This window comes from Actinoplanes sp. NPDC026670, from assembly GCF_040638175.1.
Lineage (GTDB): Bacteria > Actinomycetota > Actinomycetes > Mycobacteriales > Micromonosporaceae > Actinoplanes.
In genome coordinates, this window is sequence record NZ_JBEZXU010000025.1 from 48,872 (window position 1) to 62,602 (window position 13,731).

The following is a 13,731-nucleotide window of genomic DNA, read 5'->3' on the forward strand; positions in this document are numbered from 1 at the left end:
CCGGGTTCGGTGGTAAGGATCGCCGCCCATTGTTGCTCGATTCGCAGGCGCGGATCCATGACGTTGGCCACGGGCCCGACATGCGGGATCGCGGAATAATTCAGGCTATCGGCTTACCCGCGTAACGTTCGCCGTCCAGATAGGGCCACGCGTTCGGCGTACACCCCTTGAGCCCGAAGGTCTGTTGCTGCATCACCGGGGCCTTCTCGCCCTCGCCGGGGCAGGCCTCGTGCCCGTGGCCCAGCTCGTGGCCGACCTCGTGGTTGATCGTGTAACGGCGGTAGGTGTCCAGCTTGCCGTCGTATTCGGGCACCGCGTCGGCCCACCTGTCGGCGTTGATGATGACCTGCCCGGGGACCCGGCACGAGGTGTAACCCTCGGTCTCCAGGCCCCCTGTCGCGCACATCTTCTCCGACGTCTTCGCCGAGGCCAGGTAGATGGTGAAGTCCGCCTCGCCGGCCCTCGGCACCCGGCGCAGCCGCAGCCGGCCGTCGTTGATCCAGCTCCGGTCGTCACCGAGGGTCTCGTCGATCGCGTCGGCGAACTCGGTGGGCGACGTGTCGGCGACGTTCTCCTCGACCGCCACCCGGAACCGGTACAGCCGGCCACCGTCACCGAGTATCGGGCCGCGCTCCTGGGCGTACCCGAACTCTCCGGCCTTGCCCTTGCCGGCGGATTTGCCGCCGCCGTCCGCATCGGTCCGGGCCGGCACGTCCGCGGTCTGCTGCGGCTCCGGTCCGGCTGCCGGCCCGATGCCCGCCGGCTCGTCCGCGCGTTGCGCGGCCTCCCGTCCCGGAGCGAGGGGCCGCTCATCGTCGCGCAGCTCATGACCGACGATCAACACCAAGATCACCAGCAGCAGGTACGCGACCAGCACCGTCCTCCGGCGACGCCGGACGCGACGATCGGCGGCTGTCTCGGTCACCGCGTGCCGTGCCGGTCCGGGGGGCCGCGAGTGCGCGGGCACGTACTCGTTCTCCGTCTCCGGATGCTCCAGCACCGACGGCAGGAACTCGGGCTCCGCCTCCTCGTGCCGGTGGATCTCGACGGTGGACCGGTTCGCATCCGGCGACACCACGTAGAGGTGCTCGTCGGCCACCGGTTCCGGCGGCTCCGGCTCCTCGGCCTCCCACGGGTCCTCCACCCGTGGGGGCACCGCCGCCGGGACGTGGATGTTCTCCGCGAGGTTGCGCTCCAGCAGCGACTTCGGCGGCCACAGGTTGTCCGGCAGTTCGGCCGGCAGGCGCACGCTCGGCGGCAGGCCGCGGTTCATGGTTCGCGGGTACTGGTCGTCGGGGCTCGTGCCGGGCAGGACGACGGCCGGCGGCTCGGGCTCGGGCTCCACCCGGTGCTCCATCGGTGCCCCGAGCCAGCCGTTGTCGACCGACGGGGCCTCCCGGGGGGTGGTGCGGGCGCCGGCCCGGGTACGGCGTGGCGCCGTGCTGCGCGGGTTCAGGTACGCGCCGGGCGCCGCCATCGGGTCGTCGTCGGCCGGACGCGGCGTCTCGGGCTCGGCCGGGCGGGGGCGGGAGGCGGCCACCCGCTGCGCCGCGAGCTCCAGGATGCCCCGGGTCAGCGGGGGCGGTGGTTCGTGGCTCTGCGGGTCGCTCAGGGCGGGCTTGGGGGGCTCCAGTTCGGGCCTGGTCCTCGCGGTGCTCCGGCGGCGTACCGGCTTCTCCTCCTCGGCCGGCAGCGGCGGCTCGACCGGTGCGGTGGCGGTCTTGCGGCGTGGCGGCTTCTGCTCCCCCGGAAGCGGTGGCTCGACCGGCGCCGTCGTCCGGCGCCGGGCCGGCCTCTCGTCCACCGGCAGCGACTCGACAGACGCGGTGGCCGTCCGGCGGCGGGCCGGCCTCTCGTCGGCCGGCACCGAATCGATCGGCGTGGTCGCCGTCCGGCGGCGGGCCGGCTTCTCCTCCGCCGGTGGCATCGGCTCGATCGGCGCGGTGGCCGTCTTGCGGGCCGGGGCGCGTCCCGTGGCGGTCCTCGACGAGGTGGACTTGACCGGAGGCTCGCCGGTCTTCCGGGAGGTCTCCGCGGCGGCGCCGGTCTTCCGGGTGGTGTCCTCGGTGGCGCCGCGCCGGACACTCTTGCGGGCGGGCTCGGCCGGCGCGGTGAGCGGCGACCGGGTGGTGGCTGTGGACGCGGCTACGGTGCGCCGCCGGGCCGGCTTCTCGTCGGCGGGCGGCGGTGCCGCCTCGGCCCGGGAGCGCGCGGCTCGGCCACGCCGGTCGGTGCCGGCGTCCGGGTCAACGGGGCCATTTGTCGCGTTTGCCATAGCAAGCGTCAGCCTGCCACGACTCACCGTCTGTCACAGGACTTTCGGATTTCCGTACCGGAAGGGCGCCTCAGAGCCGTGGCCCGGCCAGGTTCCGGTTGTTGTTACGGGGCCAGGACCAGGGCACACAGCCACGCAGGGTCAGCGTCTGCTGGACCATCACCGGCGCCGGTCCGCCGGCTTTCGGGCAACCCTCGTGCCGGTGGCCGAGCTCGTGCCCGACCTCGTGGTTGATCACATACTGCCGGTAGGCCGCGAGATCGGTCCCGGCCAGCAGGTAGGGCTGCGCCGACAGTCGCCAGCGATCCAGGTTGATGATCGCCTTGCCGACCGCCCGGCACGACGTGAACGGCACCCCGCCGATCCGGATGTTGGTGCCGCCCACCTCGCACATCCGGCCGGCCGTGTCCCGGGTGGCCAGGTAGACGGTGAAGTCCGCCTGGTCCGCCCCGGCCACCATCTGCATCCGGACCGAGCCGGAGCCGACCCAGCTCCGCTCGTCCTCCAGGATCGCCCGGACCTGCGCGGCGAACGCGGCGACGTCCTCCCCGCTGCCCTTCTCCACGGCGACCTTGAACCGGCGGAGCCGGCCCCCGGAGCCGACGACCGGGCCGCGCTCGTTCGCATACTCGAACTGGCCGGAACCCTTCACCGGCACGTCGCCGTCCAGCTTCATCACGCCGGCGGCCGGGAAGACCGGGGCCTTCACCTCGTCGGTGGGAACCGGCGACGGCGGCGACGGCATGGGACTCGGCGGCACGAGACTCGGCGACTGGGCGGGCGACGCCGCGGCCGCCGGATGACCGGGCGGACCGGACCGGGAGTCGAACGGCCGACTGACCGCGACCACGGTGAGCAGCACCAGCGCCGCGGCCAGGACGACCAGCCAGACCTGACGCCACCGGTCGCTCGGGGACAGCGGACGGGACTCGGTGGCGGGGCCGGCGGGAGTGGTCATCGTGGTCCAGACTCGCACGAAACCGGTCACCGCTCACACCCCGAGTGGATCTTGTGCGGTTCACGACATCGCGCAACCGATCGACCGGGTGGAGCGTCGGCTAGCGCTCCGGCGAGGTCGTCCGGACGTCGCGGTGCACGTCGTCGAGCAGGCCGACCACGGCCCGGGCCACCAGACGGGGGACCTCCATCTGGGCGACGTGACCAACACCGGGGAGGATGAGCAGCCGCCCGTCCGGGATCACGCGGGCCACCTGGGCCGGCACCCGCGGGTCGATCAGCCTGTCGTTGAGGCCGCCGATGACCAGCGTCGGCGCCTGGATCCGGGCGGCCAGACGCCACTGCGAGTCGGCCCCCGGCAGGTAGGCCCGCAGGAAGCTGCTGACCAGCCCGCGCAACGTACCGAGATAGGCCTTGGGGTAATGGGCGACCGTGTAGCGGAGCTGGATCTCCTCCATCGCCTCGGCCCGCCGCTGCGGATGCACCTTGGTGGTGTCACCGAAACACGCCTCCAGCACCTGCTCGGCCATCTCCTCAGCGGTGATCCGGGTCAGCGCCCAGGCCATCAGGCGCTCGGCGCCGGGCATCGCGAGCAGCGGCAGGACCGGGCCCTGCGCGGTGCGGCGCGGGTCGAGGAACGGCATCGCCGGGGAGATCAACGTGAGAGTACGCACCAGATCGGGCCGCAACGCCGCCACCCGCACCGAGATCGAGCCGCCCAGCGAGTTGCCGATCAGGTGGACCGGGCCGCGGCCGGCGTGCTCCAGATAGTCGACGAGCGTGGCCGCGAACGCCGCGATCGAGTAACGCGGACTCGGATCGCTGTAGCCGAAACCGGGCAGGTCGACAGCCTGGCCGTCGAGCCGGTCGGCGAGCAGGCCGGCCAGATCGGTGAAATTCTGCGAGGAGCCGCCGAGACCGTGCACGTAGACCGCGGGCTCCGCCGTGTCGCTCAGCGCCGGGGTGTCCCGCACGTGCATCATCGACCCGCCGACCGCGACCCGGCGCGCAGGCCATGGCGGCGGAACCTCCCCCTCCGGCAACAGCGCACTGTCGTCGGCCAGAATCGCACCCTTCATCAGGCCAAGAGTGCCTCGAGCCGACGGTTCACAGCGGACAGTGTGGCGCGCACCATGGCGTGCCGATCGTCACCCGTGACCACCGCCGAGCCGGCCAGTTGCTCGACCCAGCCGCCGCCGCAGGACAGCAACAGCACCACCACGGCGACCTGCATCTGCCCGAACGAGACCGACGCCGCGTGCTCGACGAAGCACCGGGCCGGACCGTCCTCGTGCTGCGAGGTGGAGAGCAGCTCGTCGACCGCGCCCGCGGTGGCCGTGGCGCACAGGCGCAGCAGGTAACCGTCGACTGCCGGGCCGGTGGCCACACCGGCGGCGCTGCGCCCGCCGGCACGCAGCCGGACCTCGACGGTGGCGTCCGCGCCGAACGTGTTGACGTGCACGTTCTCGATGATCACGCGGGGGCCCGGGTTGTCGCCCGGGTCGAGCGGCCGCGGCTTGGAAGCGTCCGCCGGGACCAGCGCGGCGCCGGCGTTGACCCCGGGTGTCCGCTTGTCCAGTGGCGGGTGCGGCAGCCCGGACACCGGCGCCGCGGAGACCGGCGACGACGGCATCGAGGACACCGGGCGGGCCGGGCTCGACACCGGGGCGACCGGGCTGGAGACCGGGGCGACCGGCACCGCGGCCCGGGCCGGCCGGGTCGGCTGGCTGGGCAGCAGCGGCGTGCTGCGGGGCGACGAGACGGGGGCGCTGGCCGGACGGAACGGCGAGTCGGCGGGCATCGCCGCGTCGAGGCCCATCCGCTCCTGGAGCAGACGGGCCACCTGGCGGCTCACCTCGGCGGCGTCGGCGCCGTCGGACAGGTCGAGGCGGAGGCTGTGCGCGCCGGCGGGAGTGGCCCGCAGCGAGGCGTCCCGGACACCCGGCACCTCGCGGACCGCGGCCAGGATGTCCTGGACGTCGAAGCCCTCCTGGCGCTCCTGGGCGGGTACGACGTCGCCGCGGCGCAGGTGCGTCGCGATGCGGGCCAATGCGGGCGCTTCGGCCGACGGTTCCACGGAGGGCGGCTCCGGAACTCTCGGGACGTCCGGCTGGGCCGGGACGCGCTGCGGGAGTGTCCCGCGCTGGTCGCCGTCGTTGTCGGCGTCACCGGGCGGGGCGTAGGGCGGTGTTTCAACCGGATCGTACGACCGGCGGGAGAAACCCGGTGGGTCGAACGAGTCGGCCGGCCCGTCGAGCTGCGGGAGCCCCTGGGCCAGGGTGTCGGTGACCAGCGCGTGCCGCGAGCGGCCGGGCTCACCGGAGACCGGCGCGACCGGAGGCGGCCCCTGGACCGGCTCGGGCACCCAGTCCGGCCGGGGCTGCGGCACGGCGGCCCGGGGCTGGTAGGAGTCGTCGAGGTCACCCTCGTACGGAAAAGGCGGAGCGCTGCTCGGCGTGGAAGCCGTCGGCGGACGACGGTGATGGCCCAGGATGTCGGCGAGACGGCTCCGCTCGGGGGACCATGAGTCGGTGGACCCGGACGGGGGAATCTCGGAGCTCGCCGCAGGCGCGGGGATCCCTGACGCGGGCGCGGCCCCGAAGGGACGTTCCGCCGGGACCTGCTGCCGTCCGAAGGTGCGCCCGTCAGACGGGCGACGCCATGGTGGCGTGTCCACTCCCTGCTCCAATGCCGCTCCCGTGTGGGGCCACGAACTGTCGTCGTCGGCCCAGCCGTTCATCCTTGTGCGGTCATGCGGGTCGGCTCCGTTGCCACCCACTGAGGCTCCCGTGTCTCCGGAATGCCCTGATTCATCCACCGCGCGCTCCTCGCTCGCCCCCGCTGAGGCTACCGTGTCGTTGCAGTGGCGATAAGTTGCAGCGTCGCGACAATTGCCCGCACGACCGCGACATGCGCCGATCCGGGCAATCCGAGACGACAAACCGCGGGGACCCGACCCCCCTGGAGGTTCAAAGAAATGACCGCTGCGTCCGGCGGGCCACAGACCGCACGACCCACCCGCCTGCCCCGTTCGGCGCGACGCAAGCAGTTGCTGGCCGCCGCGCAGCAGATCTTCGTCGCGCACGGCTATCACGCCGCCGCGATGGACGACATCGCGGAGCGGGCGGGCGTCTCGAAGCCTGTCCTCTACCAACACTTCCCCGGCAAGCTGGAGCTCTACCTGGCCCTGCTGGACACGCACTGTGACGCGATAATCGCCAAGGTGCGCGGGGCCATGCTGGCATCCCCCGACAACAAGGACCGTGTGAAGGGCGCCGTCCGGGCGTACTTCGACTTCATGGACCACGAGAGCGAGGCGTTCCGGCTCGTCTTCGAGTCCGACCTGCGCAACGACCCCCAGGTCCGCCAGCGGGTGGAACGGGTCGAACAGGGCTGTATCGCCGCTGTGACGGACACCATCATCTCGGACACCGGGCTGCGTCCGGATCAGGCCGAGTTGCTCGCCTCGGGCCTCGCCGGGGCGGCCGGGCAGGCCGCGCAGTTCTGGCTCGCCAACGGACGGCGTACGCCCAAAGCTGAAGCCGAAGCGCTCGTAGCTGCGCTGATCTGGCGTGGGATCGCCAGCTTCCCGCTGCAGGGCGGTTCAACGGCCGGTATGGCCCCCGAAATCGGATAGCCTTTCGATCGGGTAGACGGATCTTTTTAGGAGGGACTCCGTGGAGGTCAAGATCGGCGTGCAGCAGTCGCCGCGCGAGCTTGTGCTGGAGAGCGCTCAGACCCCGGCGGAGGTCGAGCAGGCCGTGACGGATGCTCTGGCCAAGGACGGCGTCCTGACGCTTACTGACGAGAAAGGCCGCAAGGTGATCATTCCGGTCGCCAAGGTGGCCTACGTGGAGATCGCCGAGGCGTCGCACCGCCCCTTCGGCTTCACCACCCGCTGAATTTCTCGTAACGGGATTTCTTTGTAACGGGATTTCTTTGCAACGGGAGGGCGCCCTGGTCTCAGGGCTCCCTCCCGTAACTCTCTCTCGGTGCGTCTGCTACCAGGTCGGGTAGAGTGGCCTGCGTAACCGTCGATCTGTCGAGTCGACGGCCCGCGTGTGGCCCGCTTTCGAGCGTGCGGCCCGCGCCTATACGAGACCGCGCCCAAAGACTTCCGACGGGCGCACCACGAGAGGGCACCCGTAAAACTTCATGACCGACAACGAGCAAGCTCTAGTCCCCGTCACCACCCGCGCACCGGTCCGCCCGGACAGCCCCACTTTCGCTGAGCTGGGCGTTCGCGCCGAAACTGTCGAGGCCCTGGCCAAGGCCGGCATCACCCACGCGTTCGCGATCCAGGAGTACGCGCTGCCCATCGCGCTGCGCGGCACCGACCTCATCGGTCAGGCACCGACCGGCACCGGCAAGACCCTCGGCTTCGGCCTGCCCATGCTGGAGCGCGTCCTCGCGCCCAGTGAGGGCGCCGACGGCCAGCCCCAGGCCCTGATCGTCGTCCCCACCCGTGAGCTCGGTCTCCAGGTGGCCCGTGACCTCGCCGCGGCGGGCAGCACCCGGGGTGTCCGGGTCCTGCCGATCTACGGCGGCGTGGCGTACGAACCGCAGGTCGAAGCCCTCAAGAAGGGCGTCGAGATCCTGGTCGGCACCCCCGGCCGCCTGCTCGACCTCTGCAAGCAGAAGCAGCTCAAGCTGAGCTCGATCCGGGCGCTGGTGCTCGACGAGGCCGACCGGATGCTCGACCTGGGCTTCCTGGAGGACGTCGAGAAGATCCTGGCGATGATCCCGGACCAGCGTCAGACGATGCTGTTCTCGGCCACCATGCCGGACCCGATCGTGGCCCTGTCCCGCCGGTTCCTGCGCAACCCGGTCACCATCCACGCCGGGCACACCACCGAGAGCGGCCCGTCCCCGCTGACCAAGCAGGTCGTCTACCGGACCCACCCGCTGAACAAGGTGGAGATGGTGGCCCGGATCCTGCAGGCCAAGGACCGTGGCCTCACGATGATCTTCACGCGGACCAAGCGGGCCGCCGACCGGGTCGCCGAGGACCTCGACTTCCGTGGGTTCGCGGTCGCGGCGGTGCACGGCGACCTCGGCCAGGGCGCCCGTGAGCGTGCTCTGCGGGCGTTCCGCAGCGGCAAGATCGACGTGCTGGTGGCGACCGACGTGGCGGCCCGTGGCCTGGACGTCTCGGGTGTCACCCACGTGATCAACTACGACTGCCCGGAGGACCCGGAGACGTACACGCACCGCATCGGCCGGACCGGCCGGGCGGGCGCCACCGGCGTCGCGGTCACCTTCGTGGACTGGGAGGACATGCCGCGCTGGGTGCTGATCGACAAGTCACTCGGCCTCTCCATGCCGGAGCCGCCGGAGACGTACCACACGTCGCCCGCGCTCTACGCGGACCTGGAGATCCCGACCGACATCTCGGGCACCCTGCCGACCGCCTCGCGCAGCCGGGCCGGGCTCTCCGCGGAGGTCGAGGAGGACCTCGGCACCGTGGGCCGGCGTGGCCGCGGTGGCCGTGGTGGCCGTGGTGACCGTGATCGGGGCGGCCGTGGCCGGTCCCGTGGCGGCGACTCCGGGCCGTCGGCGGAGACCACCTCGTCCGGCGAGGCCACCGAGCGGCCCGCGCGTCAGCGTCAGCGTCGCCGCCGCGGGGTGGTCGAGGAGGGCGCCGCACCAGTCGAGGGCGTCGTCACCGAGGCCCCGGCCGTGTCGGAGGCGCCGGCCGTATCGGAGACCCCGGCGGAGGACGCCGCTCCCCGCGCCCGGACCCGTCGCCGCCGCACCCCGGCCACGACGGTGGCCTTCTCCGACGCACCCGCCGAGGAGTCGGCGGCTCCCGCCGCACCCGCCGAGACCGGTGATGGCGAGTCCGCGGCCCCGCGCCGTCGTCGTCGCCGCACCACCCGCCCGGCCGGGGCCGACCTGTCCGGTGGCTCCGAGGCCGGCGTGGGCACCACCGCCGACGTCTGATCCGCTCCACCTCGTGGGACCGGGCACACCGGTCCCACGACGGTTTTCCGGGCCGGTTCGTCAGGACCAGTTCTGCCAGAGCTCGGCCAGCAGGTCCATGTTCAGCCGGTAGGCCGCGTCCACCTCGCGGAGGAACGCGTCCTGCTGGCGGCGGGCCCACGGCAGCGCGTTGAGCCGTTCCCGGTAACGGGCCCGGAACAGCGGCGGGTCGATCCCCTCGAAGACGAAGAACCGGAAACCCTCACGGCGGAATCCGTACGCCTCCACGACCGCCTGCCCCAGCCACTGCCCACCGGCCAGATCGCCGAGGTAGCGGGTGCAGTGGTGGGCCACGTACTCGGTGGCCCGGCCGAAGGCGGCGCTACGGATCCGGGTGCAGTAGGTGGTGGTCGCGGGCAGCGCGGTGAGCCGGCTCTGCCAGCGTGCTCCGAAGAGGAACCGCAGGTCCGACTCGAGCGCGGGCAGGCGGAACAGCTCCGGGTAGACGAACGCGCGGGCCACCGGGTCGTCGACCATCGCGGTGGCGGCCAGTTCCAGCGATTCGTAGATGAACCAGTACTGGCCGAGCAGTTCGGCGTACGCGGCCAGGGGCAGCCGACCGGACGCCAGGTGGGTGACGAACGGGCTCTGCCCGGACCCGGCGCTGTCGCGGTTGATCTCCCATAGTCGGTCGGAGAGAAGCGTGGACATCGCTGATCAACTTAACCGCGACAGTGCGCGGCGGCATCGCCCCAAAGGGCCAGGTGACATAGCCCCGAAGGGCCATCTCGGCCGCAGAGCAGAATGGAAGTCATGCCAGAACCGCTCGAATCAGTCCTCGCCGAGGTGCGGGAGCTTCTGCTCGCGCCGGGCCTCACCCGGGCCGTCGCGGCCGGCCGGCGCCGGGGGCACACGCCCACGGTGACCCGGGCGCAGCTACGGCCGGTGACGTTGAAGCACGGGCGGCGGCTCCAGATCGTCACCGACGACGGCGCCCGGCCGTACACCCGGAACGTCGACGGCGACGAGGCGGCCGCGGCGGTCGACGCGCTGCTGGCCGAGCCCTTCGGCAACTGGCACGTGGAGACCGACGCGGCGACCGTGCAGGTCCGGGTGACGAAGAAGGGCGACGCGCAGGTGCACCGCTCGGCCGCCGTCGCGACGCCGGCCGCTCCCGCCGCCCACGACCGCGCCAAGCAGTGGCTGCTCGATCCGGGCGACCCGCTGTTCTCGGTGGTCGGCGGCACGGCGGCGAAACGCCGCCAGATCGACGCCTTCCTGCGGGCGCTCGCCGCGACCCTGCCCGACGACCTACCGACGCCGCTGCGCGTCGTCGACCTGGGCTGCGGCAACGCCTACCTGACCTTCGCCGCCTATCGATATCTGGCCGGGCGGGGCGTTCCGGTCCAGGTCGTCGGGGTCGACGTCCGCGAGGATCAGCGGGTACGCAACAGCGCCGTCGCCGCCGAACTAGGCTGTTCCGCCGACGTCACGTTCGTGGCCGGCACCATCGAGGACGCGGAGCTGCCGTTCGCGCCGGACCTGGTGCTCGCGCTGCACGCCTGCGACACCGCGACCGATCAGGCGCTGGCCCGGGCGGTCGAGTGGCAGGCCCGGTGGGTGCTGGCCGCCCCGTGCTGCCACCATGACATCGCGGCGCAGCTCAAGCGGGGTTCGGCGCCGGCGCCGTACGGGGAGATGACCAGGCACGCCATCCTGCGGGAGCGGTTCGCCGACGTGCTGACCGACTCGCTGCGGGCCGCCCTGCTGCGGCTGCACGGGTACCGGGTGGAGGTGGTCGAGTTCATCGACTCGGCGCACACGCCGCGCAACCTGATGCTGCGGGCCCGCCGGACCGGGGCTGCGCCCACCCCCGATCAGCGGGCCGAGTACGACTCGCTGACCGCCCAGTGGGGCGTGACCCCGGCGCTGGCCGGGATGCTCTAACTCACCACGACTGTCCAGGCCGCCGTGGACACCTTTCCGGCGACCTGGAAGTCGAGGAACATCCGGTAGGTGCCCGGGCTCGGGGCGGCCAGCCAGAACTTGATCCTGCCGTCGACCAGTTGCGTCTCCGGATGCACGTGGACGTAGCCGAGGTCACCCTGCCGGAGCACGACCAGGTGACCGAAGGCGCCCAGATACGGCTCCAGCGTCACCGGCCGGCCGGCAGCGTCGGTCACGGTCATCAGCAGGGGCTGGGTGGACTCGGTGGTGGGCGTGCCTTCGTACCCCACCTGGAAACCGTCAGTGGTCGCGGCCCGGACCGGATCGGGCGCGGTGATCGGGATGTAGTTGCCCGGGACCGTCAGGTCGCTGCCCAGCGTGCTCGCCACCTGGGCGCCGCCGACCTGCGCGGTGAAGTCGGCGAACATCCGATACACCCCCGGCTCGGCGAAGGCCAGGTCGACACTCCACGTGCCGTCGGCCGCCATCACCGGATGTAGATGCTGGAAGCCGGTGAGGTCACGGCGAGCGACGATCAGGTGCAGCGGCTTGTCGTGCACGACCGCGAACGTGGTGACCGGCGCGCCGCCCGGCCCGTTGATCGTGAACTCCAGCCGCTGCCGCACACCGGCCTCGAAGACGGTGCTGAACGGGGTCAGCGTGAGGCCGCCGCCGCTGAGCGAGAGGCCGCCGACCGGGGCGCCACCGCCGCTCGCGGTGATCGGGCCGGCGGTGCCGTGCACGTGCGGCTGGCTCTCGTCGAACGGACTCGCCGACGGGGTCGTGAGGGTGGTGGCGGCCGCCGGGGTGCCGGTCCCTCCGGTCCCGTTGTTGAGCCGGCCCAGGCCGTAACCGGCGAACAGCACGACGATCAGGAGCGCCCCGATCGCGGCGAAGCGGAACCCCGAACCCTCCTCGGCCGCCGTCTTCGTCGACAGCCCGAACGCCGGCTCGGCCTCCTGCTCGTCAGGCATCCGCCAACTCATACCCGGCCTCGTCGACGGCCGCGCGCACCGCCTCGCCGGAGAGCGCCTCCTCGCTGGCCACGGTCACCCCGCCGGAGGCGAGATCGACCTGCACCGAGGTGACGCCGGGAAGCGCCGAGAGCTCCTGGGTGACCGACTGAACGCAGTGCGAGCAGGTCATGCCCGTCACGGTGAAAGTGCTGGTCACGGCCACAATACGATCCCTTCAGCCGGTCTGACTTCTGCCCTGAGCCTACGGGATGTCGTACCTTGCGGTTACGGTGCGCCGGTGAGCCGATATGAGATCCATCTGACGGTGTCCGCCGATGCGTCAGACGATGAGCTTCGATCGTGGGCGGCGTCACACGGCGTCAAGTACACCCGGATCCTGCTCGACCGCGGCGAGCACGCCAGCCAGCCGATGCTGAGCTGGCTGTCCGACGGCACGCCGGCCTCCGCCGAGGCGGATGCCCGCCGGGTCGCGGCCACGCTGGACTTTCCGGTCACCCGGCTCAAGGTGGAGGCTGCGGCGGCGGAGGCCGCCACCCGGCCCGGCCTCTACTTCGAGCATCACGTCAAGCTGCTGATTCCCGCCGGGTCAGACCCCGAGGGCGTACGCGGGATCGCCGTCCAGCACGACGCCCGCCTGTCCCGCAACGCCCGGCGGGTCCGGCCGGACGGTGTGCAGGAGAGGTTCGTGACCCAGCGGTGCCATCAGGTCGATCTGCCTGCCGCCCGGGCGCGTCTGTCCGCCCTGACCGGCGCGCTGACCGGGGCCGGCTGGGAGATCGCCGAGATCGAGGAGGAGTGGGTCCTCGTCGACGACAACCTGGACCTGGACGCCGGATGGTTCGCTTGACCATCCCTCGACACCTCGCCGGCGCCGCCCGCGTGCCGATCCGGCCTTTCCAGCTGCCCACCTGGCTATTCCGGCTGCCCACCTGGCTATTCCGGCTGCCCACCTGCTGTGACACCTCGGCCTCGGCGACCAGGTGGATCGGCGGCTGTGACACCATGCGACCGGCCCCTTGCGGAAATGTGACGAAGGAGGAGCTGATGGAAGATCTGGCACGCGATGGGTACGTCCTGACCGCAGACCCGAAACGCGTCGACTTCACCCGGGTGCACCGCTGGCTCTCCGAGGAGTCCTACTGGGCGGCCGGCCGCTCCTACGACCTGGTGGCCAGGTCGATCGATGGCTCCCTCCCCTACTCGATCTTCACCACCGACGGCGCCGAACAGGTCGCCTTCGCCCGTGCGGTAACCGACGGCGCCACGTTCGCCTGGATCTGCGACGTCTTCGTCGACGAAACCCACCGGGGCCGAGGCCTGGGCCAATGGATGATCGACACGATCGTCGCCGACCTCTCCGACCGCGGAATCCTGCGCTTCCTCCTGGCCACCAGAGACGCCCACGACGTCTACCGGCGCTCCGGCTTCGAAGATCTGGCCGGCGCCCACCGCTTCATGGAGATCGACCGCCGCCCCACCCGAAACGCCATCCTCGGCCAGCCCTGAACTCCCCCACCACCCGACAAACCGCGCGCGGCACGGGCTGCACCTCCACCCGATCTTGCACGGTTCTCCACCTTCGCAGCGATCTTGCAGCCCTTTCCACGTCCCGGCGGGAAGAAAGCTGCAAGGTCTCCCCGGCGCAGTAGACCT

13 protein-coding genes are annotated in these 13,731 nt (G+C 71.9%); 6 read left to right on the plus strand and 7 right to left on the minus strand.

Annotated features, from left to right (window positions below; translation table 11 throughout):
* Nucleotides 1-100 precede the first annotated feature (100 nt).
* The 4 genes from AB0E94_RS24325 to AB0E94_RS24340 form a co-directional block, all read right to left on the minus strand.
* Nucleotides 101-2,275 carry a DUF3152 domain-containing protein gene (locus AB0E94_RS24325; RefSeq protein ID WP_360329679.1) on the minus strand — a complete coding sequence of 725 codons (2,175 nt, stop codon included), beginning with the start codon at nt 2,273-2,275 and terminating at the stop codon, nt 101-103.
* 70 nt (nt 2,276-2,345) lie between these two features.
* Nucleotides 2,346-3,263 (minus strand): DUF3152 domain-containing protein, encoded by a 918-nt coding sequence (locus AB0E94_RS24330; RefSeq protein ID WP_360329681.1) that lies wholly within the window; start codon nt 3,261-3,263, stop codon nt 2,346-2,348.
* A gap of 70 nt (nt 3,264-3,333) precedes the next feature.
* Nucleotides 3,334-4,311 carry an alpha/beta hydrolase gene (locus AB0E94_RS24335; protein ID WP_360329684.1) on the minus strand — a complete coding sequence of 326 codons (978 nt, stop codon included), beginning with the start codon at nt 4,309-4,311 and terminating at the stop codon, nt 3,334-3,336.
* On the minus strand, nt 4,311-5,909 hold the full coding sequence (locus tag AB0E94_RS24340) for a Daple (protein WP_360329687.1): 1,599 nt from the start codon (nt 5,907-5,909) through the stop codon (nt 4,311-4,313). Before AB0E94_RS24340 ends, AB0E94_RS24335 begins: the two co-directional genes overlap by 1 nt.
* Before the next feature lie 300 nt (nt 5,910-6,209).
* Between AB0E94_RS24340 and AB0E94_RS24345 the strand changes: the two genes are divergently transcribed.
* From AB0E94_RS24345 to AB0E94_RS24355, 3 genes are all read left to right on the plus strand, one after another.
* Nucleotides 6,210-6,869, plus strand: coding sequence for a TetR/AcrR family transcriptional regulator (locus AB0E94_RS24345; RefSeq protein WP_109598501.1), 660 nt, complete (start codon nt 6,210-6,212; stop codon nt 6,867-6,869).
* 40 nt (nt 6,870-6,909) lie between these two features.
* On the plus strand, nt 6,910-7,134 hold the full coding sequence (locus tag AB0E94_RS24350; RefSeq protein WP_093618831.1) for a DUF3107 domain-containing protein: 225 nt from the start codon (nt 6,910-6,912) through the stop codon (nt 7,132-7,134).
* A 253-nt stretch (nt 7,135-7,387) separates the two neighbouring features.
* Nucleotides 7,388-9,175: a DEAD/DEAH box helicase gene (locus tag AB0E94_RS24355; protein WP_360329691.1), complete on the plus strand. Its 1,788-nt coding sequence runs from the start codon at nt 7,388-7,390 to the stop codon at nt 9,173-9,175.
* Nucleotides 9,176-9,235: 60 nt separating this feature from the next.
* Here the strand turns inward: AB0E94_RS24355 and AB0E94_RS24360 are convergent, their stop codons facing one another.
* The gene (locus tag AB0E94_RS24360) at nt 9,236-9,865 is read right to left on the minus strand and encodes a biliverdin-producing heme oxygenase (protein WP_360329694.1); all 630 of its coding nucleotides are present in this window, start codon (nt 9,863-9,865) and stop codon (nt 9,236-9,238) included.
* A 102-nt stretch (nt 9,866-9,967) separates the two neighbouring features.
* Between AB0E94_RS24360 and AB0E94_RS24365 the strand changes: the two genes are divergently transcribed.
* A complete protein-coding gene (locus tag AB0E94_RS24365) occupies nt 9,968-11,101 on the plus strand; it encodes an SAM-dependent methyltransferase (protein WP_360329697.1) in 1,134 nt (377 codons plus the stop codon).
* Here AB0E94_RS24365 and AB0E94_RS24370 read toward each other — a convergent pair.
* Together AB0E94_RS24370 and AB0E94_RS24375 are read right to left on the minus strand one after the other, a co-directional pair.
* The gene (locus AB0E94_RS24370; protein ID WP_360329700.1) at nt 11,098-12,075 is read right to left on the minus strand and encodes a hypothetical protein; all 978 of its coding nucleotides are present in this window, start codon (nt 12,073-12,075) and stop codon (nt 11,098-11,100) included. The genes AB0E94_RS24365 and AB0E94_RS24370 overlap by 4 nt on opposite strands.
* Nucleotides 12,068-12,274, minus strand: a complete 207-nt coding sequence (locus AB0E94_RS24375; RefSeq protein ID WP_360329703.1) for a heavy metal-associated domain-containing protein — start codon at nt 12,272-12,274, stop codon at nt 12,068-12,070. Before AB0E94_RS24375 ends, AB0E94_RS24370 begins: the two co-directional genes overlap by 8 nt.
* An 81-nt stretch (nt 12,275-12,355) precedes the next feature.
* Here AB0E94_RS24375 and AB0E94_RS24380 point away from each other — a divergent pair, with 81 nt between their 5' ends.
* Entirely contained in the window at nt 12,356-12,925 is a 570-nt protein-coding gene (locus AB0E94_RS24380) for a hypothetical protein (protein ID WP_360329705.1), read from the plus strand.
* Between the two features lie 197 nt (nt 12,926-13,122).
* Nucleotides 13,123-13,584 carry a GNAT family N-acetyltransferase gene (locus AB0E94_RS24385; RefSeq protein ID WP_360329708.1) on the plus strand — a complete coding sequence of 154 codons (462 nt, stop codon included), beginning with the start codon at nt 13,123-13,125 and terminating at the stop codon, nt 13,582-13,584.
* Nucleotides 13,585-13,731: the final 147 nt, after the last annotated feature.

Bases quoted from the DNA above. Each gene is read 5' to 3' on its own strand.
- AB0E94_RS24365 (WP_360329697.1), top strand. From the start codon at position 9,968: ATGCCAGAACCGCTCGAATCAGTCCTCGCCGAGGTGCGGGAGCTTCTG.
- AB0E94_RS24385 (WP_360329708.1), top strand. From the start codon at position 13,123: ATGGAAGATCTGGCACGCGATGGGTACGTCCTGACCGCAGACCCGAAA.
- AB0E94_RS24335 (WP_360329684.1), bottom strand. From the start codon at position 4,311: ATGAAGGGTGCGATTCTGGCCGACGACAGTGCGCTGTTGCCGGAGGGG.
- AB0E94_RS24360 (WP_360329694.1), bottom strand. From the start codon at position 9,865: ATGTCCACGCTTCTCTCCGACCGACTATGGGAGATCAACCGCGACAGC.
- AB0E94_RS24345 (WP_109598501.1), top strand. From the start codon at position 6,210: ATGACCGCTGCGTCCGGCGGGCCACAGACCGCACGACCCACCCGCCTG.
- AB0E94_RS24370 (WP_360329700.1), bottom strand. From the start codon at position 12,075: ATGCCTGACGAGCAGGAGGCCGAGCCGGCGTTCGGGCTGTCGACGAAG.
- AB0E94_RS24355 (WP_360329691.1), top strand. From the start codon at position 7,388: ATGACCGACAACGAGCAAGCTCTAGTCCCCGTCACCACCCGCGCACCG.
- AB0E94_RS24325 (WP_360329679.1), bottom strand. From the start codon at position 2,275: ATGGCAAACGCGACAAATGGCCCCGTTGACCCGGACGCCGGCACCGAC.